17 protein-coding genes are annotated in these 22,291 nt (G+C 43.0%); 5 read left to right on the forward strand and 12 right to left on the reverse strand.

Features of this window, described 5'->3' with window-relative positions; all coding sequences use genetic code 11:
- Positions 1-42 precede the first annotated feature (42 nt).
- The 6 genes from LEPTO7376_RS11320 to LEPTO7376_RS11345 form a co-directional block, all read right to left on the reverse strand.
- A complete protein-coding gene (locus LEPTO7376_RS11320) occupies positions 43-1,542 on the reverse strand; it encodes a hypothetical protein (RefSeq protein ID WP_015134312.1) in 1,500 nt (499 codons plus the stop codon).
- Positions 1,543-1,655: 113 nt separating this feature from the next.
- On the reverse strand, positions 1,656-3,134 hold the full coding sequence (locus LEPTO7376_RS11325) for a hypothetical protein (RefSeq protein WP_015134313.1): 1,479 nt from the start codon (positions 3,132-3,134) through the stop codon (positions 1,656-1,658).
- Between the two features lie 189 nt (positions 3,135-3,323).
- Positions 3,324-3,689 carry a phage holin family protein gene (locus LEPTO7376_RS11330; RefSeq protein WP_015134314.1) on the reverse strand — a complete coding sequence of 122 codons (366 nt, stop codon included), beginning with the start codon at positions 3,687-3,689 and terminating at the stop codon, positions 3,324-3,326.
- Between the two features lie 91 nt (positions 3,690-3,780).
- Positions 3,781-4,557: a hypothetical protein gene (locus LEPTO7376_RS11335; protein WP_015134315.1), complete on the reverse strand. Its 777-nt coding sequence runs from the start codon at positions 4,555-4,557 to the stop codon at positions 3,781-3,783.
- A gap of 157 nt (positions 4,558-4,714) precedes the next feature.
- Positions 4,715-6,532: an ABC transporter ATP-binding protein gene (locus tag LEPTO7376_RS11340; protein ID WP_015134316.1), complete on the reverse strand. Its 1,818-nt coding sequence runs from the start codon at positions 6,530-6,532 to the stop codon at positions 4,715-4,717.
- A gap of 234 nt (positions 6,533-6,766) precedes the next feature.
- Positions 6,767-7,825 carry a tocopherol cyclase family protein gene (locus LEPTO7376_RS11345; RefSeq protein WP_015134317.1) on the reverse strand — a complete coding sequence of 353 codons (1,059 nt, stop codon included), beginning with the start codon at positions 7,823-7,825 and terminating at the stop codon, positions 6,767-6,769.
- Between the two features lie 171 nt (positions 7,826-7,996).
- Between LEPTO7376_RS11345 and LEPTO7376_RS11350 the strand changes: the two genes are divergently transcribed.
- Entirely contained in the window at positions 7,997-8,422 is a 426-nt protein-coding gene (locus LEPTO7376_RS11350) for a hypothetical protein (protein ID WP_015134318.1), read from the forward strand.
- Between the two features lie 58 nt (positions 8,423-8,480).
- On the opposite strand, the gene LEPTO7376_RS11355 is transcribed toward LEPTO7376_RS11350, so the two are convergent.
- On the reverse strand, positions 8,481-10,430 hold the full coding sequence (locus LEPTO7376_RS11355; RefSeq protein WP_015134319.1) for a CHASE2 domain-containing protein: 1,950 nt from the start codon (positions 10,428-10,430) through the stop codon (positions 8,481-8,483).
- Positions 10,431-10,505: 75 nt separating this feature from the next.
- Positions 10,506-11,009 (reverse strand): biopolymer transporter, encoded by a 504-nt coding sequence (locus tag LEPTO7376_RS11360; protein ID WP_216700241.1) that lies wholly within the window; start codon positions 11,007-11,009, stop codon positions 10,506-10,508.
- Positions 11,010-11,233: 224 nt separating this feature from the next.
- On the opposite strand from LEPTO7376_RS11360, the gene LEPTO7376_RS11365 reads away from it, so the two are divergent.
- The 3 genes from LEPTO7376_RS11365 to LEPTO7376_RS11375 all read left to right on the forward strand — a co-directional run bounded on the left by LEPTO7376_RS11365 (position 11,234) and on the right by LEPTO7376_RS11375 (position 17,160).
- Positions 11,234-12,928: an iron uptake porin gene (locus LEPTO7376_RS11365; RefSeq protein ID WP_015134321.1), complete on the forward strand. Its 1,695-nt coding sequence runs from the start codon at positions 11,234-11,236 to the stop codon at positions 12,926-12,928.
- Between the two features lie 414 nt (positions 12,929-13,342).
- On the forward strand, positions 13,343-15,319 hold the full coding sequence (locus LEPTO7376_RS26410) for a hypothetical protein (protein WP_015134322.1): 1,977 nt from the start codon (positions 13,343-13,345) through the stop codon (positions 15,317-15,319).
- Positions 15,320-15,498: 179 nt separating this feature from the next.
- Entirely contained in the window at positions 15,499-17,160 is a 1,662-nt protein-coding gene (locus LEPTO7376_RS11375; RefSeq protein ID WP_015134323.1) for an iron ABC transporter permease, read from the forward strand.
- Positions 17,161-17,218: 58 nt separating this feature from the next.
- On the opposite strand, the gene LEPTO7376_RS11380 is transcribed toward LEPTO7376_RS11375, so the two are convergent.
- The 3 genes from LEPTO7376_RS11380 to LEPTO7376_RS11390 form a co-directional block, all read right to left on the reverse strand.
- Complete coding sequence (locus tag LEPTO7376_RS11380) at positions 17,219-17,554, reverse strand: nucleotidyltransferase family protein (protein WP_015134324.1); 336 nt, start codon at positions 17,552-17,554, stop codon at positions 17,219-17,221.
- A 493-nt stretch (positions 17,555-18,047) separates the two neighbouring features.
- The gene (locus tag LEPTO7376_RS11385) at positions 18,048-18,728 is read right to left on the reverse strand and encodes a hypothetical protein (RefSeq protein ID WP_015134325.1); all 681 of its coding nucleotides are present in this window, start codon (positions 18,726-18,728) and stop codon (positions 18,048-18,050) included.
- Between the two features lie 10 nt (positions 18,729-18,738).
- On the reverse strand, positions 18,739-19,599 hold the full coding sequence (locus LEPTO7376_RS11390) for a hypothetical protein (RefSeq protein WP_015134326.1): 861 nt from the start codon (positions 19,597-19,599) through the stop codon (positions 18,739-18,741).
- 415 nt (positions 19,600-20,014) lie between these two features.
- Here LEPTO7376_RS11390 and LEPTO7376_RS11395 point away from each other — a divergent pair, with 415 nt between their 5' ends.
- On the forward strand, positions 20,015-21,742 hold the full coding sequence (locus tag LEPTO7376_RS11395; protein WP_015134327.1) for a succinate dehydrogenase/fumarate reductase flavoprotein subunit: 1,728 nt from the start codon (positions 20,015-20,017) through the stop codon (positions 21,740-21,742).
- Here LEPTO7376_RS11395 and LEPTO7376_RS11400 read toward each other — a convergent pair.
- On the reverse strand, positions 21,739-22,281 hold the full coding sequence (locus tag LEPTO7376_RS11400) for a Uma2 family endonuclease (protein ID WP_015134328.1): 543 nt from the start codon (positions 22,279-22,281) through the stop codon (positions 21,739-21,741). The two genes, LEPTO7376_RS11395 and LEPTO7376_RS11400, sit on opposite strands and share 4 nt — an antisense overlap.
- Positions 22,282-22,291 lie beyond the last annotated feature (10 nt).

A 22,291-nucleotide genomic window follows, 5' to 3' on the forward strand; every position in this document is an offset into this window, starting at 1 on the left:
GTCCCTCTTTTCTAAGGAAGATTTAGGGGGATTCTTTTAAACTTAAGGCAACCAGCGCGGATAAACCCCAGCAAAAGGCAAAGCTTCTAATTGCGTTTGATCAGGCGTCACACCGGGCACCATTAGCCATAATTGCCCACCAGTGATCGCCGCGCCAGAGCTTGTGCGGAAATAAGGCTCTTCAGTGTCAGTTAAATCAGTCACAACCTGACTAAATAACAACCCTAAGCCATCGGGGGCCATACTGAGATTGATGTCTTGGAACTCATTCAGTTGCGCCAGACGATTCGCTTCCCCAGTCTCAAGATTAATCTCTACAAAATAAGGCTGCTCTTGATATTCCACCCCTTCGATAAGCTCTGTGACGAGACAGTACAAATTGTTCTGAGCTGGGTCAAAATCACAATCTAAAACCGAGCCATCTGTATCTAATAATTTCTGTTCACGGTTGCGATTATCGACTAAATATAGCGATCGCACATAACGAAATTCGGGATTATCACTATTAAAATCAACCAATACTGCCGCCGTTCCATCTGGCGAAAATGTCACAATCTGCCCGAAACGCGGCAAGAAATCGAGCGGTTCTTTTTGAATATTTTCGAGGGAAAAAATCCCAATCCCTTCCCCTTGCGGCACTGCTAACGTTTTGCCATCGGGGGCGATCGCAAAATCCCCTCCCACCAAATCCAACGGCTGTGGTTCTTGCTCTGGTTGGATCAGCCATAACCCAAAATCAGCCGGGTCATCACGGTTTACTCGCTGTACGGCGATCGCCTCACCATCTGCTGCCAACTGAAACTGCAAATTTTGGTAATCCGCATTATCGAGTACAAGCTCTAAGGTCGGCGTAAACTCAGCCGCCGCCTCCTCATCCAGATTTAAACCCGTCTCTACTCGATAGAGCTGACTATCTTGAATACCTTCATTTGGTCTAGTGCGGTCAACAGCACTAAACAAAATCGCTTTCGCTTCTGGGTACACCTGAAAATCCAGCACTACTAAATTCGGTGGCGTTAAAACTCTTTTCTCGTCCTGCGTCCAGTTATAAACAACTAATCGTCCTTTTTCGTCCTGCTCCTCATCCGTACCAACATAGGCTAATGCACGATCACGGGTGCTAAAACTACTTGCAAACGGTTGCATTGTCCGTCCTAGATTATCCGAAGCCGCAAACTTTTCCTGTGCGCCCCGTAGATTGAGCTGATAACTTTCGCCATAGGGTGCAGGCTGTAACAACGTATAGGCAAGGCGTTTACCAGCCCAACTCACTTTGCCTGGGAGCGGCGGATCGATTACCAAATTGTCAACGACCCCTTGATTATCCATCGGTCGGTCGAAAGTCATGATGAAGGCTGTATCTTCCGCGCCAAGCTCCTTATTTTGCCAAGAGAATTCCCGTACCTTGGGGCCTGTATTAAAGGGACAGTCCGTGCCGCAAAGCTGTTCGCCTCCAACGCCAATCGTAATGATGACGCTAAAAATAACGATGAGCGTGATGGCAAGACGGTCAATATTGGTCATGGGGTTAGGCTGAGCCATGGAATAGGAAAGTCAGACAAACAGAAAAATCGCAGCTAGGGGCGATCGCCCGAAAAAGCCACGTCGCTATTATGGCGTATTATCCACTCAACTTTGGTGGAGAGGTACGTACATCAAGGCATCCATTGGGGTCGGAAACCAGGCAACAGCGATTCGGGTGGTACTGGTTGGATCTCGGCATCTTGCTCCAGCTCTGGCAACGCCAGCAGCCAAACCCGTCCCCCTTCCACAGCCAGACCACTATCCGTAAATAGATTTGAGTTTTGGGTAGGGTTTGCAGTCACCACTTGGTCAAAAAGCAATGCCAGACCATCTGCGGCCACACTGAGGCGTACATCTCGATAATTTGGCAGCGCTAATAAAGGCGTTTCATTACCCGTCGCAATATCAAGGGCACTGAGAAAAGGTTCTTCGACAATCTGACCTAAACTTTCAGCTTGGTCAATTTTGAGGCAATAGATAGTTTCGCCATAGCGCGGTTCATACAAGCAATCGACAATTGGTGTTAAGGTACGTAGCAGTAATTGATCATCCTGATCTTCGTCGCCATTAGTTAGATACAAAGATGTAATGCCATCATTTTCTTGGAGGGCAATCTGCTCATTATGGTTAGGGGAAAAAGCCAGTAATCTCGTAAACTGCTCCTTTGCTTGGATCGCACCACTATTACGTCCGAGGGGCACAATCGACAAGCGGCCTTCTTGAGATACAGCCACTACATCTGCATCGGGAGCCAACAAAAATTCTTCCGCAGGAATCCCTAAACCTCGCGGTTCTGCTTTTCCTTCAATCACCCAAAGACTACGATCACGGGAATCTTCTTTATTAACGCGCTGAACGATAATCCGTTGACCATTATCGGCGAGCTGAAATTTACCATTGACATATTCTTCCGAATCTAAAACCAAATCGATTTTGCCGATAACCGTTTCGTCTGTAGTCGTGACAGTATCATCTTCTAAGCCTGTTGTGACTGTATAGAGTTGTAGGTCTTCGAGGTTGGCATCAAAAGTGGCATTGGGGATTGCTGCAAATAACAGGCGATCGCCGTCAGGATAGGCTTCAAAATCTAAAACTGTCAAATCCGCTGGCGTTAAAATGCTTTTTTCCTGTTTCGTCAGATTAAACAGAATTAAACGGCCACGGTCATCACCCTCTGTCCCGATGTAGGCAAAGGCTCGATCCCGGCTCTGAAAGCGCGTTAAAAAAGGCTCAAAGGTAAAAGGCAAAATTTCTTCTGTTTTTTCTTCTTCTTCCTGTTCAGAATCAGAGTCTTCTGGTGCGGCCAATTTGAGCTGATATTCCTGTCCATAGATCGGCAGATCAGTGAGCGTATAAAAAAACTTTTTGCCCGTCCAACTTAAACGACCCGGCAATAGCGGATCGATACTGAGGTTCGCCTCGACAAAATCAGGGTCAATCGCTTGATTTAGGGAGAAGGAAAAAAACTTATCCGCAACGCTAACTTGCTTACCTTCCCAGCTAAACTGCTGCACCGAAATCGGTTGGCGATCGCCAAATCCCCAGAGCAAAGCAACCAGCAACGACAATACAAAAATACTGCCGAGTACTATTTTGTCAAACCGCTTCAAGACAATACCCCATGCACTCCAGCGAACCGTAAACTTCAGAACTCCAGCATTTTAGCTTACTCTTCAATTTCTTCCTTAGAGGGTTATGCCCCAAAAGAGCCTAGACACAAAAAAAGAGGCTCAAATCTCTTGGCCTCCTATATGAATTATTCAGTTTTTTTGCCCAAACTCTACAAAGTTTAGACAATGTTATTGAAGTTGCTGCTCTTCTGAATCTTGTCCTAAAAGCTGGTTGATTAGACTAGATACAGCGGTTAAAACAATTGAACCGATAATCGCAGGGAAAAATCCCCCCACTGTTAAACCAGGCGTTAAGTAACCGACCAATCCAAGGGCGATCGCATTAATAACTAATAGAAATAAACCTAACGTCAAAATCGTGAGAGGTAGCGTCAAAACAATCAGAAGTGGCTTCACGATGGCATTTACAAATCCCAGCACTGCCGCCCCCAATAATGCTGTCGGAGCCCCGGCGATCGCCAAACCTGGTACAACAATAGCGGTGATAAATAAAGATGCAGCTGTGGCCAGCCAAGTAATAAAAAATTGTGGCATTAGTGAGGCTCCATAAATCTCTTAACTTCATTGTATGAAGGAGTTTAGAAGCCTTAAAGTACGGTTTTCCGAGACGGTTTACAAATTCGATTTATGCGTCTTTCCAAAACCGAATAATTTCCCGCACATGGTTTAAAACTTGACTATCTTCAGAAAGTTGGGCGATCGCTCCCGTTGCCTCTCGCGCCAGACGTTGGTGTTCTGTCTGATTAACTGCAGCTAACTCCTCTAGTTTTGACCGTAACTTTGCCATACTTTGTCGAATTTCCGAATATTCTTCAGTCTGCTCTTCTGACGTTTTGTCTAATGTTTTTTGCAAGGATTCCGAGATAGATTCCAATGTCTGCACTCTGGCACGTAGCTCGACAATATCTTCACGAGGATACTGAATTTGTTGTCGAATGTTGCTCAGCTTAAATGCAAGAAACTGATAGCCACGAACAGCTGGACGCAAAATCGTCAGCAGCAAAACAGCAAAGGCACTGACATAGCCCACAGCACTAATCCCCCAAGCAGCCAAAGCATACAAAGCAATTGCCGAGAGAATATGTAAGGTGATCGCCCCAATAAGAGCCCACCGTGCCACCTTCGCCACATACATTAGCTGCTGCTTATCGACAGGAATCTCTTTTTTCTCAGAAATCTTTGCCTCATCGAGAGTCGCCATTGCCTCAAAATAAATATTCCAAGGAATTGTCACCACCGCCAATAGCCACCAAAAACTAGCAATCCCAATCAACCAATCCACAAGATTGCCGACTGGAATATGTAGCCATTGCAGAATAAAAAAGGTGAACAGCGCTACAAAACCCGATCCAAATCCAAATCCCACAACACCGGCATATTGATAACTATAGGTGCGACTCATGGCCACTGCTTTCCTCCGTCGAGATCGTCACAACATAAGACCATCAGTCCTCCGAAAACTCCGGTGGGCGATCGCCTCATTCATCTCGATTCTGCAAGAAACCTGTCAAAATCAACCAAGCACTGTGCCAGTTTCTAAACCGTATTTCACAATTTGATTATCCAGGGACAGTCGTTGTTTGAATATTCCAGGCTTTCGCATAATGACCGCCTTTCTCTAATAGCTCCTCATGATTACCTAGCTCAATCACTTTGCCGCGCTCTAAAACAACAATCTGATCCGCATTAACAATCGTCGATAATCTGTGGGCGATCACAATAACCATTCGATTCTCTTGGAATTTATCTAAAGCCTCTTGAATCAATCTTTCAGATTGACTATCTAGAGCACTCGTTGCCTCATCTAAAATCAAAATCTCAGGATCTTTAATTAATGCCCTTGCTAAGGCTAAACGTTGTCTTTGACCACCCGACAATCTGTAGCCTCGCTCTCCAACGATTGTGTCATAACCCATCGGTAAATCGGTAATAAATTTATGAGCTTGGGCTGCTTTTGTTATTTCAATTACTTCTTCTAAAGTTGCATCAGGTGCACCATATCTGAGGTTATCCAAAATACTCATATTAAATACAACAGTATCTTGGCTCACAACCCCAATTTTGCTGCGCCACTCTGATTGCTTAAACTCATAAATACTCTGATCATTAACAATCACATCACCAGCTGTGGGCTGATAAAGTCCAATAATCAAATCTACAATCGATGACTTTCCAGCACCTGATTCTCCGACTAGAGCAGTTACTTTATTTTTGGGAATCGTTAGATGAAGCTTATCAATAACCGGACCATCATTACTGTTATAGGCTAATGAAATATGACGCAATTCGAGAGCCGTTTCAATATGAGAAAAAGAGTCATGGCCTAGAACGGTAAACTCTTTATCATCACTACTTAAAATCTCATCTAGACGACGCATTGTAGCACTAGCATCAATCATATCTGTTACTGCACTAGAAACGCCTCTAAAACGCATAGCAAGTCTTTGCAGAGTAACCAAAAAAGTTAGTAGTAAAGGTAAAACTGTTTCACTATCTGGATCAACATAATAAGCAATTGCCGCCAAACTTGCGAGGGCAACAATTGGCATCACATCCAAAAAAGGTTCTGACAGGTAAAAGAAAATACCACGTTTAAATAAAGCATTTCGAGTCTTAATCAGAGCACTATCTGTTTGAGAAATAGCATGTTCCTGAGTGCCAAACGTATGCACAAGTCTTAATGCTTGAATATTCTCTGTCATTTTTTCCGATAGCTTCACCTGAGAAGCGACAACTTGCCGGGCAATCTTTTTAAGCTGCGGCAGTATATAGCGCTGAATGGCAATAATGCTTAAAGCGAGAATAATCGCAATAAGAGCGAGTAGTGACGATAATTGAACAAGAATAAAAGTATAGACAATTGCAAAAGAAAAGCTAATAAAAAAATTATTTACTATGCGAATTTGGCGATTAACTGTACCACCAGAAGCATTCGCATAGTAAACTAAATCTCCTACTTTATAGCGGCTTGCACAACTAAAACTGAGAGACATAATTTGTCGGAAGACACGACCAACAACTTGAGGTTGAACTTCGGCAGATAAGAAGGCTACTGACAAATTATTAAAGTACTTACTTGCTGCTAATAAACACTGAAAAATAACAGCAACTACTAGCATACCCAGAAAGAGTAGTTGATTATTTAATCCTATCTCTCTCACAAAATCAGCAACAAAAGGTATCTTTTCTAGTACTTCACTACCTTCTGAAAGCAAAGAGATAGCCACATAAATTATTCCTAGAGTAGTCCCTTCAAAAAAAACACCTAAGAGATTAGTGATTATATTTAATGAAATCAATATCCAGTTTTTTAATGCCGTCTGAATAATAAGTTGATAAGACGGTGTGGACAAGGTAGAACGAAAATTTTTAAGCACTTTTTCAACCTACTAAATATAAAAAACTCTCGAATAATAATAGTTTTGATTGCTAGTCTTTTGTTGTGTTTCAAAGTTTATGATTTTAGATTTAGTAAACTAACTAATGCAACATTTTTTTTGATACGAGTCATGGATATTTTCGGAGATATTACAAAGAGAATAGGGTGTCTAGATTCAGAGATTATCATCATCGGGTCTAGTTTAATATGGTCTTGGCATTTCGTTTCAGGATTACGAATTTCGCCAAGGTGTCTGCCAAGGTTTGCCACCAACTTCTAAGCCACATAAAGCACTAGTTGCCTGAATCATCGTTTTTTGTTGGGGCGATCGCAGTCTAAGAGAAAGTTTTCCTCGTAAAGTATCGTGGCAACAAAATTCTAGACCTGTATGGGTTGGGGCACGTAGAGGCTGACCAGGGAACTCGGTTAAACCATCTAATTCGATCGAAAAACCTTGTTGATTAGTCGCCTGCATTCGCCATTCTCCCCAAGGCTTAATTGTCCAGTTAACTTGGGCATTCCACGGTGCAAACTCATAAAATGTACCCGCATGATGGAGCCCAATCAGGGCAACTTCCTCAGTTTGGGTAAAAATATCACGAATTCCTCCCCCTGCAGTCAAGGCTAAGTCTGACTCTTGGTCAAAAGCATTACAGTTAAGCCAAAACCACTGCTTGGGAAAAGATTGTCCCCAATTTTTTTCGCTGTAGGCTGGAGCATTTGTAAATTCGTAGCAATCGCCCTGCCATTCAATCCAGCCGCTACTCAATCCATGGGCTAGCAAAATTTGCCAACCAGGATCATAAATCGGCAAAAAAGAAAACCAATTAGCAGAAGCAATGGACGGAATGCCCCAACCATAAATGGGTTTTGTTTCATAATTCCAGCGACAAACTTCACCAGTTGCTGGATTTCTGATGGAGCCTTGATTGAGAGTTGTTGTTGCTTGATAGCCTTCGTCGATGGTTTCAGCAAAAACCTCTGGCGCCAATAGTTTGGGCGTTAGATGGGCTGGTTTTGTTTTCCAATGCCCCAGTTCAAGGCGATCGCCCGCGGCCCAAAAATTTTTCATATTAGGAAATGTGCGCCAAAAATACTCATCCTGTAATCCCAAAATCTGCACAGCACCACCACTATAGGGTTGATTGCCAAGGGGATCTTCGATGGAATACATAAACGCAAAATTGTCTTGGATTTCCGGCAGAGTGATGCGAAAATACCAGCCTTCAAAAAAACGCGCCGTCCGATAATCCCAGTGATAACCACTGTGAGGCGTTTCACAAAAATTCATATCAACTGCCAAAATCTCCCGCTAAATCTAAACAGCATCTTAAGAAAAATCCGTTTACTAGCGTTAGCAGACTGAGCTGAGTTCGTTTCAAGATGAGCTAGATAGTATAGAGACAGTGAACATAAATTAGATAAAGTTTCCGTTAGATGACCGCCGAGATTTTAGGTTTATATGGCAAGTACAGATCAAGTCAAAAAATATTTAGCTTATTGGTTTCAGGTAGGAAAACCGCTTATCTCTCCCCATAACGATCAGCGGATCTTACCTCACACTATTGTTGTGGGCGATCGCTATTCCTCAGAGTTTGAGTCTTGTTTCCAGGAAATCCTCTCACCACGCTACCGTGACAGTTATCTTGAAGGCACAGAACAAACTCTCGGCGAGCTGCTCACTTCCCGGTGGGAATTACTCTCCTGTTCCCGTTGCTCCATGCCAATCCCCACTGATGAACTGGGTTTAAAGATGGGTTGTCCCTGTGCCGATCTCAATGCATGGCCGAATGTTGAGCTGCCTTTGCCCCACTGCCCCAGTAATGTGCGATCGCAATTAACACTCATTCACCAACGTCTACGGCAACGTTTAGCCAAGCCTAATTAAGACTGAAGGTTTTATCTCTAGAGTCATCATGTCAAAAAAGTGACAACAGGATGAGCGTTTAACTCGTACTCACTGATGTCGAGGTCTGTAGTTCAGCAGTGGTTAGGACTCGAAAAACTTGCACAACTTCTGCTTTTCCCTTGAGAGGCATGGGTCCCCAAGCTTCCAATGGGAATTTTTGATCGAGATACTGTTGAGTGGCTTCGGCAATAAGGATACGGCAGTCTACAGGTTGACGTTCCTTGGCACAGGATTCGAGACGGGAAGCAGTATTAACGCTATCGCCAATCACGCCATATTCCATCCTATCTTTGCCCCCTAGACTCCCAGCAACGACTTCCCCAGTAAAAATGCCAATCCGAAGTTTTGCCTTTGGTAAATTTTGTGCAGTGAATGTTTGATTAATCTCGGTCAGTTTCTCGGCGATCGCCACAGCGGCAGAAACACAATCTTGGGCATCTTGGGCAATATCTTCATCACTTTCTCTCGGCACAGGCACTCCAAAAATTGCGACGATGCCATCCCCAGTAAATTTATTCACAATGCCATTGCGACCCTGGACTTCTGCGGTGATCATGCCCAACATTTTATTCAGCCAGTCCAATAGATCAGGGGGCATCATTTTTTCAGAGATCGAGCTAAAGCCCCGCACATCAAGGAAGAGCATCGTCGCAGTAAGTGAACATCCAGGCAGTTGTCCAGAGGTTAAAAGTTCCGAACGTTCTTCCCACAAAGCATCGGCGATCGCCGGGGAGGTATTTTGCCCCAACAATGTCATCACCATCTTCTGTTGACGGAAATCTTGATAAGACTGATAGACAATTACAACCCCCATCGCAATCGCAAACGAGATCATCGGTGTCGCGACAGGAATCCAAATAAAACTTTTGAGGAGAAAATAGCCTGCTCCCCAAGTACCAACAATGCCAAACAGAAAACCTCCCACAATCGCCACAGGATGTCGGAACCACCAACCAATCACCACACCGCCAGCAAGCCAGCTAACAATCCAGACCATTTCTTGCCATTCCCGCCAAAACCGGAATTGAGCTCGCACACCCAACGCCGTATCGAGCACATAGCTAATTACCTGCCCATGGGCGACAACCCCATTCATTTTGTTGCCTTCAGGGGTGCCAAGGGTAAAGGGAGAAGTGACCACATCTTTGAGACTGGGTGCAGTACTGCCGATTAAGACAATTTTGTCCTTGAGTATCGAACTATCGAAATTCTTATCCCAAACATCTGTAAAGGTAACCACTTGCCCGAGATTATGGCGATCGCGATAGTGAAACAACATTTGGTAACCGCGAGCATCCATTGTTTGGTAACCACCACTTGTTGCTTCCAGTGGAAAAAATGTCGCCTCGCCAAGCTGCAAATACTGCGGATCAAGCTCACTCGCTTGCGGCGCAATACCTTCCTGCTCATAGAGATAGGACATCGCAACATTCAGCGCAAAAGAGGGAAAAGTCTGTTGATCTGAACCCGTCGCATAGAGTAAGGCACGACGCAGCACGCCATCCGAATCAAGGGGCACATCATTAAAGCCTTGCTGTTCAGCTACAACCGCTGGTGGCGCGGGAGTTCCGGTCAGAATATCAAGGTTCCGGATGGCAATTAAATTAGGCTGTTGTAGCTGCTCGACTAAACGTGCATAACCCGGCTCCACGGGAAAATCTCGATATACATCAAGGCCAACCACAGCAGGATCGCCCGCTTGAATATGTTCGAGAACCTCGGCATATACTTCATCAGAAAAAGGCCAACGCTCCTGTTGGCGTAAGTCTTCTTCGTTAATCTCCACCAATACCAATCGATCATCAGATGGCAAAACAGGTTGCTGGGTCAGCATCCTGTCGTAGGCCAAAAGCTCTAATTGTTCAAAACCGCCTCGACGACGCCCTTCACAGACAACACCAGCCAACAAAACAATGGCGATCGCCAGCACAATATTATCTTGATAATCTTGCCAAAAGCGTTTGATCTTAGTCCGATTTATGGGCATAGGTGGGAAAGAATATCTCTACTGATTACTATTGTCTGCACCGAGGCGAAAATTGCCGCAAAAAATCTATAAGCCTTAATTTCCTGTCACGTCCACAATCATTAAATTCCATTGTCCACGGTCATTACTTTGGAAAGTCACCTGTTGGCCATCCCCTCGAATAGTTGGGTGTTTTACCGCACCTTTGAGGTTTGCTGTTAGAAGATCGGAACGTTGCCGTTGGCGATCATAGACAAAGATATCTGGTTTCCCACGCTCGGTAGAAACATAGGCAATGTACTGGCCATCAGTGCTCAAAGCTGGTTGATCTTGGCTCGAATCACGACGATTGAGGTTGGGCAGGTTCACTAATCGATTTTCCTGTAAATCATAGAGATAAATATTGCGTCGTCCATCTCGCTCAGAGGCAAAGGCTAAGAGTTGTCCATCACCGCTATAACTTGGGTATTCTTCAGCGAAATTGCTATTAATTCCCCCTGTGGCAATTTGGGGCTGATAAAACAATGCCCGACTACAACCGCTAACCAAAAATGAGGCGATCGCCACCAATATTTTTTTGTGTTCTATCCATCGAGACAAAATAGTCTAGACCTCAATGCAAAACGTTACAAAAGACAAATCAAGTTCACAACCAGCACTCAAAGCATAAGATCGACATATCAGAAAACCTTGTTTCATTAAGTTTAGTTATTTGTTTGAACCTTTTCTGAACCCCCACCGTCTCACAGCTCCAAATAGAGTAAAAGCGATCTCAAGATGATTGTCTTTTCTTTCCTAAAACATCTGGTGTGGTGAGGTCTTTAATGAATTATAAATTTCGCTGGAAATCGCCTTTACTAGCGTTCACGTTTATTCTCAGTGGCGGCGCTTTAGTACAGGCACAGGCAGAATCCGTTGGCGAACAGCTCGCAGAGTTAGAAAACTACGGTGCGTTTACAACAGAGGAGGAAACTCTCGAAGTAAGCTCGGCTGCATTGGGTCAAATTAATAATATTTTCCAGCTGCGGGATGTTGCACCGAGTGATTGGGCCTTTGATGCACTGCGCAATCTCGTCGAAAAATACAATTGCTTAGTCGGTTACCCTGACGGTACTTTCCGTGGCGATCGCCCACTGAGCCGTTACGAATTTGCAGCGGGCTTAAATGCTTGTTTAGAACAAATAAATCGACTTTACCTTGGCGATACTTCGAGCATCGATGCAGCATCGGTTAATTCCATTAGGCAGCTCGTCTCTGAATTTGAAGCTGAATTAGCAACCCTTGGTGCTAGGGTCGATGATCTGGATGGGCGCGTCAGTGAACTAGAAGATTATCAGTTCTCCACAACGACGAAACTCTATGGTCAAACTGTTTTCGGGATTCAAGGTCGCAATTCGAATGAGTACACATTCTTCCGCGATCGCCTCACGAACGAAGACAACCAAATCAATACCATCACCAATACCCAACTGAGCTTATTTACACAGTTCAGCCCCAATAGCATTTTATTAACGGGTTTAAGCGCTGGCTCCGGAAGCACGACTCCCAGTAATCGGACTCTCCAACCCTTCGTTGCTTTGGGTTATGAAGCTGACAGTGGCAATGATATTCAAATCAGTGACCTAACCTATCGCCACCTTATAAGCGACAAACTCGCCCTCATTGTCGGTACCGAAGGCGTAAGCGCGACGAACATTTTCCGAGGTGCCAACCGTGTTCAGAGTGCTGGTTATGGCCCTCTTTCTCGTTTTGCCCAACGTAATCCCGTAATCAACATTGGTGGTAGCGGCAGTGGTTTCGGCCTAGACTGGCAAATCGCAAATAGTGTCAGTCTTCAGGCACTTTATTCCACCAACTTGGCAGAAAATTCCACTTTTGGTGGCCTATTCGGTGGAGAGCTTGGCTCGACCACTTTTGGTACTCAGCTCGTAGCATCTCCTTCTAGGGATCTCGACTTTACCTTCCAATACATGAATTCCTATTCTCCTTGGGGTACCCTTTCCGGCAATCCTCGCCCTTCTGGCATCGGTGATGACCAAGTCGTCATTCAGGATTTGGGCAGCGGTCGCGCTCCGATTAGTACCAATGCTTTTGGTTTGGCGATGGACTGGCGCGTTACACCAAAATTCAATGTTGGTGGCTGGGCAGGATACACCGACTCTGAATATCAGGCAGAAGCTGGTGATGTCGAAACATTTAACTGGATGGCCTATATGACCTTCCCTGACCTTGGTAAAAAAGGTAGTTTAGGCGGCATTTTCTTTGGGCAACCACCAAAAATCACATCTAGTAATCTTCCCGATGGACGCAATTTACCTTCTCTAATTTCCAGAGGTGATTTCACTGCAGGTACTGGCGGCCAACCTGATACAACTACTCATTTGGAAGCATTTTATCGGTTCAATGTGACAGATAATATTGCCCTTACTCCCGGTTTTATTGCGGTATTTAATCCACTCCACAACGATGATAATGAAACCATTACTATCGGTGTTTTGAGAACAACTGTCAGTTTCTAATTAGCTTCTCGATGTTCTTGAAAAGTATGTGGCTTTGGCGATCGCCCGTCACTCTTTAATGTTGTGATGGGTGCGAGTACAAAAAACAAATTGCGATGGATGAGGAACTTTTAAAATGTGTTCCCGTCCATACAAAAAAGGCCAATTCTTATACCTGTTCAGCATATTTTTTGCTGTCACTAAGACTTACTTCGTTTTTGTTTTAAACATCAACATTAGATCCTTATTTTGTCCTAGCTAGACAATTGTCATTCAGGACAAAAATAGATTCGAATAAATCATTAGAGTCATCTACTTTTTGGGAACAATCAACCATATCCTCTGATATTTTCATTTTCTAAAATCTTTTTAGTCTCGTCACAATTTCTCCTCAAGCTCAAACCTTAACTTTCCTGAAATCTGGAGTCCTTTCCTATGTATTTCTCCCCCAAAAACATTATTTGTTTCGGATTAGTCGGCGGGACATTATTTAGTTTGAATGCCCCGGCGATCGCCCAAGTCCAAGTCACAGGCGGCGACTTTTCCGGTAATGCAGGCTTTTTCCTCCCTGACATGGGTTCAGATGTAAAAATCCTCGACGCGACAATTGAAACCCTCAATCTCGAATCAGAAATCGGCAACACTTCAACCGCCGTATTCACTCCAACTGCCACAAGGTTTAATAACGACGTTAATCCCACCATGGCCACCGTCGACTCCGGCGATACTGGCATATTGCAGGGTTTATTGACTGGCCTCGCTTACGATAGCGATGGTTACCCAGTTATCTTTACTAGCGTTGCAACTCAGCTCGATTTTGCCGTTGATAGTTTTGACGCCTTAACGTCTTTGACAGGCACGCTCATTCAACCCGAAGTGGTTGGTGCAGCGCCTCTCGTTTTCATCAATAAGGATATTTCCCTCACGCCAGAATCCGATGCTAATTTTGATGCTGTGGCAGGGGATTTAGATGTTGGGACTTTAAATGCCAATCTAGAGGGTGGAGAATTCAATCTGCCTAGCAATTGGACTTTTGCTGGTGGCGGTTCGGGCGGTGGCGATACTCCTAGCATCGTCAGACGCATCAAATTTAAATTTGAAGGACGTGACGTTATCCCCAGCACTGGTACGGATTTAACTGGCGATGACGAAATTCGTTTTGTCGGTGCATCAAATTATAAATTCGAGATTCAAACTATTGGCACCCAAGCTTCTGGCGAATTTAAAATTAAAGCCAATAAATCCGATGAAGCGTTTGTCGATATTGCCCTTGGTGGTCCCTTTTCTAAAATTAAAGGCGATGCAAGCGACATTGATATTACCGAAGCTCTTGACTACGAGATCAAAGGCCAAGCGGAAGGTAACTTTACCGCTCTAATTGGCAACACCAGCACCATTGCAGAATTTGATGGAACGGCGACTAAAGACATCGATTTTGAATTTGAGCAAGGCCATGACGAATTCAGTGGACGCAGTCGAGGTTCAGTTAATTTCCTCGCTGCAATTGGTGCAACAGAGTTAATCAGCAACGTTGATGATGACACCAATGTGGGCCTAGGAATCTGTAATGTTTGTACTCCAGATGAGGGAAACAATAACAATACGCCCACGACTGTTGCAACGAATGTTCGATTCTTATCCATTGAAGATTTATTAGACGATCAGAATGATAATCCTGATGACACTCTAAATGACTCTGATGACTCTAATGACCTCAGTGAAGATGAGCATGAGGCATTACAGGAACAGCTCGCAGAAGTGGATATTGATATTGACATCGATATTGACATCACAGTCGTCAATGCAGGTTTAGATCGGTATTATGTCGCTCACCGCAAGAAAGGCAAAAAATACAAGAATAAGTACAAAGGTAAGGGCAAAGGTAGAAAGAAGAAGGGCTATTACGAAAACGAAGTATATTGTTACCGCCAAGTCGGCCCTGGTTCCTCTATCTTCCCTGGTCTCATTGCTTTAGTTGCAGTCGATTTTGATGATATTCCAATCGATGTTTTTGTTGGCCTACCAGAAGTTGCTGATGCAGACATCGATGACGATTCTGACAACGATACTGATGTCGATAATTCTGATAATGATAACGACAGCGGTAGCGACAACGACAGCGATGACGACGACGGCGATGATGACGACGATGATGATGACGATGATGACGACGGCGATGATGACGACGACGACGACGACGACGACGATGACGACGATGACGACGACGATGACGACGACGATGACGACGGCGATGACGACGGCGATGATGTAATCATCATTGAAGGTCTACCTGAGATTGACGATAATACTGGCGGTAATTCCGGTGGTTCTGGCAACTCTGGTGGTTCTGGAAGCTCGTCTGATCTAGATGACGCGATTATTATCGAAGGTCTCCCTGAAGTTTCTCAATAATTTGAGATCGTCAGTTTCAACTAAATAAATACTGTTTTGGAGGGAGTAGTCTTGTCGCTATTCCCTTTTTTCTTGTGTGTAAGAATAAGGGCGATCGCCCTCGTTTTTAGAGAGTTTGAGAGTTGCAGACTTTGAATAATGTTGCGTGGAGATAGGGCTTCATTTCACAATAGAGCTCTGTGAATCTTTTCCGGTTAACCCTATTGAAACGTCTACGGCTAAATTTCTGGACTCCCATCACTCTGGCGATCGCCACACTGATTGCAATCCCTATTTTATTTATTCTCAGCAGCGTCTTTGTAGACTCCGGGGAAGTATGGCAGCATCTCGCAGCAACAGTTTTAGGGCGGTATATTTTTAATTCACTCTGGCTGATGTGGGGAGTGGGTACTGGGGTCACAGTGGTAGGAGTCACAGCGGCTTGGCTAGTGACGATGTGCGATTTCTGGGGTAAACGGTTTTGGGAAGTTGCCTTGTTGCTTCCCCTTGCAGCTCCAGCTTATTTGCTTGCCTATGTTTATACAGATTTGCTGGATTATTACGGCTGGGTACAGCGAACCTTGCGACATATTTTTGGCTGGTCATCAGCTCAACATTATTGGTTCCCAGAGGTTCGGTCACTGCCCGGCGCCATTTTAATGCTGATTTTAGTACTCTATCCCTACGTTTATTTATTAGCGCGAGTCTCTTTTCTAGAGCAATCAGCAACCACTATTGAAGCCAGTCGCACTCTAGGTTGTGACCCTTGGCAAAGTTTTTGGGAAATTGCTCTCCCCTTAGCACGCCCAGCAATAACAGCAGGTTTAGCATTGGCGCTGATGGAAACCCTCAATGATTTTGGAACCGTGCAGTTTTTTGGGGTAGAAACTTTTACGACAGGAATTTATCGAACTTGGTTTGGAATGGGAGAACCGCAGGCTGCAGCTCAGTTAGCAGCGATGTTAATGCTATTTATTGCGGCGCTACTCGTTCTCGAAAAATGGTCACGACAACAAGCCAGATATTACCAAACAAGCAATAATTATTCTTCGCCAAATTTGTATCGTCTGTCGTGGTGGCGATCAATCCTCGTCCATATTTTTTGTGCTGTACCTGTCATGTTCGGCTTTGTGGTGCCTGTGGGCATCCTGCTCGAAATGGCATTAAATCGTCCCCAAGCCAAGTTTCGGCTACAGTTCTGGGAATTTGCACAGCATAGTTTTGTATTAGCAACGCTCACAGCAGTTCTTGCGGTGGCGATCGCCTTGATTCTTGCCTATGGTCAACGACTCAACAAAAGCTTGGTAATGAGATTTGGTATTCGAGTAGCGGCCCTAGGATATGCGATTCCGGGATCAGTAATTGCAGTTGGTATTTTGATTCCCATCGGTAAACTCGATAATGCGATCGCCAACTTTTTTAAAGCCCAATTCGATATCTCAACAGGTTTGTTGCTGAGCGGCACCATCACAGCATTGATTTTTGCGTATCTCGTTCGTTTTCTTGCAGTATCCTTTGGCGCAGTGGAAACCAGCCTCGGCAAAATCAAACCCACCCTCGACGATGCCTCCCGTAGCCTGGGCTATTCCCCTATCAAAACTCTCATCCAAGTACATACCCCTCTAATGTGGACAGGTTTACTCACCGCTGCGATGTTGGTCTTCGTCGATGTAATGAAAGAATTACCAGCCACCCTTGTCATTAGGCCCTTTAATTTCGATACTCTCGCCGTCAAGGTTTATCAATATGCCTCTGACGAAAGACTTGTAGAAGCATCAGTCCCAGCTCTCGCAATTTTGGGTGTTGGTCTCATTCCTGTTATTTTTCTCAGTTGGCAAATTTCCCATACCCGTACTGACTAGTAAAAAAATATACTGAATTCGCTTAATGGCGTTGAGAATATCGAGCAAGTAAGCATCATCATGATTCATAGATTATTACTGCAGTATTCAAGATTTCTTGACGACGGATCCAATTATCTCCTTCCGGTATAGCTTCTTTGAGCACTAAGTCAACGTTACGATGCAGCGAGTCTTCTAAGTGGCACTTGATTTTGGCAAGGGTTAGTAATCCTTGGGGAGCTTCAGGAGCAAAGGAAATCAACAGATCAATATCACTGTCTTCCCGAAAGTCTTCTCTCAGCACTGAGCCAAATAAAGCCAGTTCTTTAATTCGCCACTGTTGACAGATTACGACTAGCTTTTCTTTAGATATCGTCAGGCGATCGCCAGCAATGGTCATAAATATATTGAACATTGGTGATTACTGCTCTCATGATAATCCGTAAATTCTTAAGGGCAATTGCTTTTAATGGGATTCACTTCAACAGAAGAAATTATCTGATAAGTCTCTACACATGAGATAAAAGAGGTTTAAAAATCATCAAAAAATCCAGGTCAAAAATACCTAGCCTATATAATTAATATATTGGGGGGGAAGGGAGAGAAGTATACTATTAACCCCCATCACAACTAAAGTTTTTTTCCGGGTTTCCAGATAATTGCTTCAATTATGGTTTACCTCCTTTCGAAAATCATCATCAAGTCTTTAATTGTAGTTGCTTTGGCATGGATAAAAGATATGTTTTTTTGTTATTAAAAATCCAATATGAAATTACACTAAACAACAGAACAATCACGCATTTGTAAGACAATAATAATTTCTCTGTCTAATCAGGAAAATTATGTTTTTTAATTTAATGTATTGAAGTGGCATTTCTGAATTTCAAAAATATTTTCCATCCAAGAACTTACTCTTTATCAAAAACTGATGAATCTTGCAAATCAAACTCCTTCTCAAGAAGTACCTTATGAACCACAAGTAATGGAACTAATTTCGACAGGTAAAAAACATAACTATTCCTCTGGATCCACAGAATAAAAATTGACAGAAGTGCGCATACAAAAATGTCATTTTTAGTTGGAGTATATAAGGATACTAATCCCATTAACAAAAATGTCATAGAAATAATTCCAGCGTCATGTTTTTGAATAAACTCTAATTTTTTTCTCTTAATTGACTCTGCTAGCTCATGCATAACATCAATATTGATTCTCTTTTCAAGACTCATATTTAGTCTCGTATTTTGAATCATTTTATTAACTGAGCTCTTGAATTTTTTTTGACGAGGTATTTGGTTGAAAAAAAAGATTTTTAGCTTATTGTATAGGAGAAAATTTAATGTTGTAAGAAAAAAAGAAAGAATAAGATTTAGTATACGAACCTTACTAAAAAAACCATCATCAAAATCAAACAAATCTTGAATCTTAATATCAATCAAAGAAAGGAAGAAGGAATCACCATGAGTACTATCTTGAATGATAATTTGAGCTAAAGTAAATAGCACGAAAATCAATAGCTTTTGAGGGCTAAAAGATGTAGTTATTTTTTCGAGATATAAGTCTTTTAGGGAGTCTACAAAATCTTCCATGATTTGTATCTTATGATGCCAATCTTTTGAAGATTACATCACCTGTTTCTACATTAAGAACTCCAGATTCTTTAACGACATGGCCGATAAAGGAAAAACTTTTCTTGGGGCGACCGTTCTCATCTTGCTCCAAGAATGGTAGTACTTGATTGCAATCACTGTGTTCAACAAAAAACAAAGTTGACTCTTTTCCATTATAAGTATGCTTAACCTTACCTTTGGTTTTGGTTGGATTCAACATTAACAAATAACATTCACAGAGCATTTCTGGCCCTAACTCTTTGTATGAAGTAATGGTACTAAATCTTGTACTTATCCTAGTATCGAAGTGATACTCTGATGATTGCTCTCCATTTAATCTCAAGGTAATGCTACCTTCTTCCTGACTCTTTCTCACAGGAATGATAGCCTGATTTATATTGCTAATAATTGATTTACTGCCATAGCTTTCTGATTTTATCTCACTCTTTCCTGACAAAATGTCTTGGTAGCTTTTGGGAATTAGTAGACTTTGTCCTTCTCTGTCTTTTACTTGCTCTAAAACTTTTTGATGTGTTATTTTTGCGTCGCTTATAGCAAGATCATAAGGATTGAAAATTGCTTGAGATACTCTATCAATAGTCCTTTTTAGATTTTGCGTTGCTTCTCTGAAAGATACTCGATAACAATTGTTGGCTGTACTCTCTAAAAAAAACTCGGTGAGATAGTAGTCTTCTTTTTTTAATCTCTCATTTTTAAAAATGCCATCTCTTTCAATATCTATATAAGCTCTTTCTAGAGCCTTTTGGATATGAGTATATGTCATCCCTAGTGTTCTCATTGAAACTTTATGATTTACAGCAAGGGAACCATCAAAAATAATTTCAATCATTGAGCAAAGACAATTGAATCATGTGGATATTTTCATTAATGGTAATCAATGTCTGGGTGCAGATCAAAAAACTGTCAATTTTGGCTAAAAGTGACATGAAATCATTATAGCTGTGGAAATTGGCAAAGCCGAGAGCATCTGCCGTGCCGCCATTATAGAGAAACACGTCCAAAAATGTACCTGCGATCGCCTATCCCTCAATGTCAGTTTCCTCCACTAACTAATTGATTTATAAGTTCATATGTAAGTAGAAGTGCGGAAAGCAGCTTACTGCAATATTGAGGGACTCAACGGAAAACAGAAAAATGTTTTATAAAAAATATGACGAGCAAATACAAAATATGACAGGTGATCGCCGATAACCCAGTCTTTGCAACAAAAATAGAAGTATTAGTGAGACTGGGGAAAAGATTGTATGTTGCAGCACGACGTAATCATTGTGGGTGGTGGATTAGCAGGATGCCGCGCTGCTTTAGAAATAAAGAAAACAAATTCCAACATTGATGTAGGGCTCATCGCCAAAACCCATCCTATTCGTTCTCACTCCGTCGCTGCCCAAGGTGGCATTGCAGCCAGTCTTAAAAATGTTGACCCTGAGGACAGTTGGGAAGCCCATGCCTTCGACACCGTAAAGGGTTCCGACTACCTAGCTGACCAAGATGCTGTCGAAATTCTCACAAAAGAAGCTCCTGAGGTTATCATCCAGCTGGAGCATATGGGGGTGTTATTTTCTCGCCTCGAAGATGGGCGCATTGCTCAACGCGCTTTCGGTGGGCATTCCCATAAACGCACGTGTTACGCAGCAGATAAAACAGGTCACGCCATTCTCCACGAGCTCGTCAATAATCTCCGGCACAATGGCGTCACCATTTACGACGAATGGTATGTGATGAATCTCATTTTTGAGGAGAATCAGGCAAAGGGTCTGGTAATGTATCACATCGAAACGGGGAAGCTCGAAGTCGTTTGCGCCAAAGCTGTAATGTTTGCAACGGGCGGTTATGGGCGCGTTTTTAATACGACGTCTAATGATTTTGCGTCAACAGGTGACGGACTAGCGATGACGGCAGCTGTGGGATTACCGCTCGAAGATATGGAGTTTGTGCAATTCCATCCAACAGGTTTATTTCCAGTAGGAGTTCTAATTTCTGAGGCTGTACGAGGCGAAGGCGCTTATCTCCGTAATAGCGACGGCGATCGCTTTATGGAGAAGTACGCGCCAAAACAAATGGAACTTGCACCCAGAGATATCACCTCGCGAGCCATCACTTTAGAGATTCGAGCAGGTCGCGGTATTAAGCCAGATGGTAGTGCTGGCGGTAATTTTGTCCATCTCGATTTGACTCACATGGGTAAAGACAAAATTATGAGTAAAGTCCCTTTCTGTTGGGAAGAGGCAGAGCGATTGGTGGGGATTGATGCCATTGTCGAGCCAATGCCTGTGCGTCCAACTGCTCACTATTCCATGGGTGGCATTCCCGTTAATACCGAGGGGCGTGTCCGAAAAAATGGCACTGAGTTAACGGAAGGATTTTTTGCAGCAGGGGAATGTGCTTGTGTTTCGGTTCATGGCGCGAATCGTCTCGGTAGTAATTCTCTACTCGAATGTATTGTTTATGGCCGTCGTGTCGGTAGCAAAATTGCCGAATACATCGGCGATCGCCCTTTGCCAGACATTAGCGAAAAAGATTACCTAGAAGCCGCAAAAACCCGCATCAAAAAACTAATTGACCAAACTGGAAAAACAAGAATTGGCGATTTAAGACAAAGATTTCAAGACACGATGAGTGAACACTGCGGTGTCTTCCGTACCGATGAAATCATGTCCGAAGGGATTCAAGAAATTCAATCTTTAAAAGCAGAATATAACGATGTTTTTCTTGATGACAAATCCACTCACTGGAACACAGAACTTATCGAAGCTATGGAGCTACAAAGTATTCTTAAAGTTGGGGAAGCCATTCTCACTTCTGCCTACAATCGCAAAGAAAGTCGCGGTGCTCATTCACGGGAAGATTTCCCCATACGTGATGATAAAAAGTACCTAGGCCATACCCTAAGTTTCTGTTCAGAAGACGGCGTAGACATTGAATATATGCCAGTCGTCGTTAATCGTTTTGAACCCAAAGAACGCAAGTATTAATTAAGTAATTTAGCAACAGAAATCTCTAAGTTTGGAAAAGCATTGGGTATAACATTTCCTTCAGTGTAAATTGTCATTGAACGGTACTGAGCATTTATTAAGTCTTTAAAAATGTGAAGTTGGTTGTTAACTAAATCAATTACCCAATATTCTTTAATGCCTTCTTTCTGATAAAGATTTTTTTTGTCACTTAAATCAGAAGAAAGTGTTGATTTTGCAACCTCAATTAGGAGAAAAATCTCACTGGCATTGGGATGTCTTTCTGAATATTGAGATTTTGGCAGTTGAACAACGACAATATCGGGTTCAGGCTCAGAGTTCGTGAGAGTTATGGGATGACCTTCATAAACGCCCGCTTTTCCATGCAATAAACTTCGAAGATAATCATTACCTTTGTCCATTACCGTACGGTGTAAAGGACTCTCTGGGGCCATTTCTACTAATTCTCCATCCAATAATTCAACTCGCTTGTGATCTAGAATGCCTTTTTGAATTAGATTATGGTACTCACTAACCGTCCATTTTGTGAGAGTTCTCATAAGTACTCCT

This window comes from [Leptolyngbya] sp. PCC 7376 (assembly GCF_000316605.1).
GTDB lineage: Bacteria > Cyanobacteriota > Cyanobacteriia > Cyanobacteriales > MRBY01 > MRBY01.

Coding starts and splice junctions, on each gene's coding strand:
- LEPTO7376_RS11320 (WP_015134312.1), bottom strand. CDS start 1,542: ATGGCTCAGCCTAACCCCATGACCAATATTGACCGTCTTGCCATCACG.
- LEPTO7376_RS11330 (WP_015134314.1), bottom strand. CDS start 3,689: ATGCCACAATTTTTTATTACTTGGCTGGCCACAGCTGCATCTTTATTT.
- LEPTO7376_RS11335 (WP_015134315.1), bottom strand. CDS start 4,557: ATGAGTCGCACCTATAGTTATCAATATGCCGGTGTTGTGGGATTTGGA.
- LEPTO7376_RS11345 (WP_015134317.1), bottom strand. CDS start 7,825: ATGAATTTTTGTGAAACGCCTCACAGTGGTTATCACTGGGATTATCGG.
- LEPTO7376_RS11350 (WP_015134318.1), top strand. CDS start 7,997: ATGGCAAGTACAGATCAAGTCAAAAAATATTTAGCTTATTGGTTTCAG.
- LEPTO7376_RS11355 (WP_015134319.1), bottom strand. CDS start 10,430: ATGCCCATAAATCGGACTAAGATCAAACGCTTTTGGCAAGATTATCAA.
- LEPTO7376_RS11365 (WP_015134321.1), top strand. CDS start 11,234: ATGAATTATAAATTTCGCTGGAAATCGCCTTTACTAGCGTTCACGTTT.
- LEPTO7376_RS26410 (WP_015134322.1), top strand. CDS start 13,343: ATGTATTTCTCCCCCAAAAACATTATTTGTTTCGGATTAGTCGGCGGG.
- LEPTO7376_RS11380 (WP_015134324.1), bottom strand. CDS start 17,554: ATGTTCAATATATTTATGACCATTGCTGGCGATCGCCTGACGATATCT.
- LEPTO7376_RS11385 (WP_015134325.1), bottom strand. CDS start 18,728: ATGGAAGATTTTGTAGACTCCCTAAAAGACTTATATCTCGAAAAAATA.
- LEPTO7376_RS11390 (WP_015134326.1), bottom strand. CDS start 19,599: ATGATTGAAATTATTTTTGATGGTTCCCTTGCTGTAAATCATAAAGTT.
- LEPTO7376_RS11395 (WP_015134327.1), top strand. CDS start 20,015: ATGTTGCAGCACGACGTAATCATTGTGGGTGGTGGATTAGCAGGATGC.
- LEPTO7376_RS11400 (WP_015134328.1), bottom strand. CDS start 22,281: ATGAGAACTCTCACAAAATGGACGGTTAGTGAGTACCATAATCTAATT.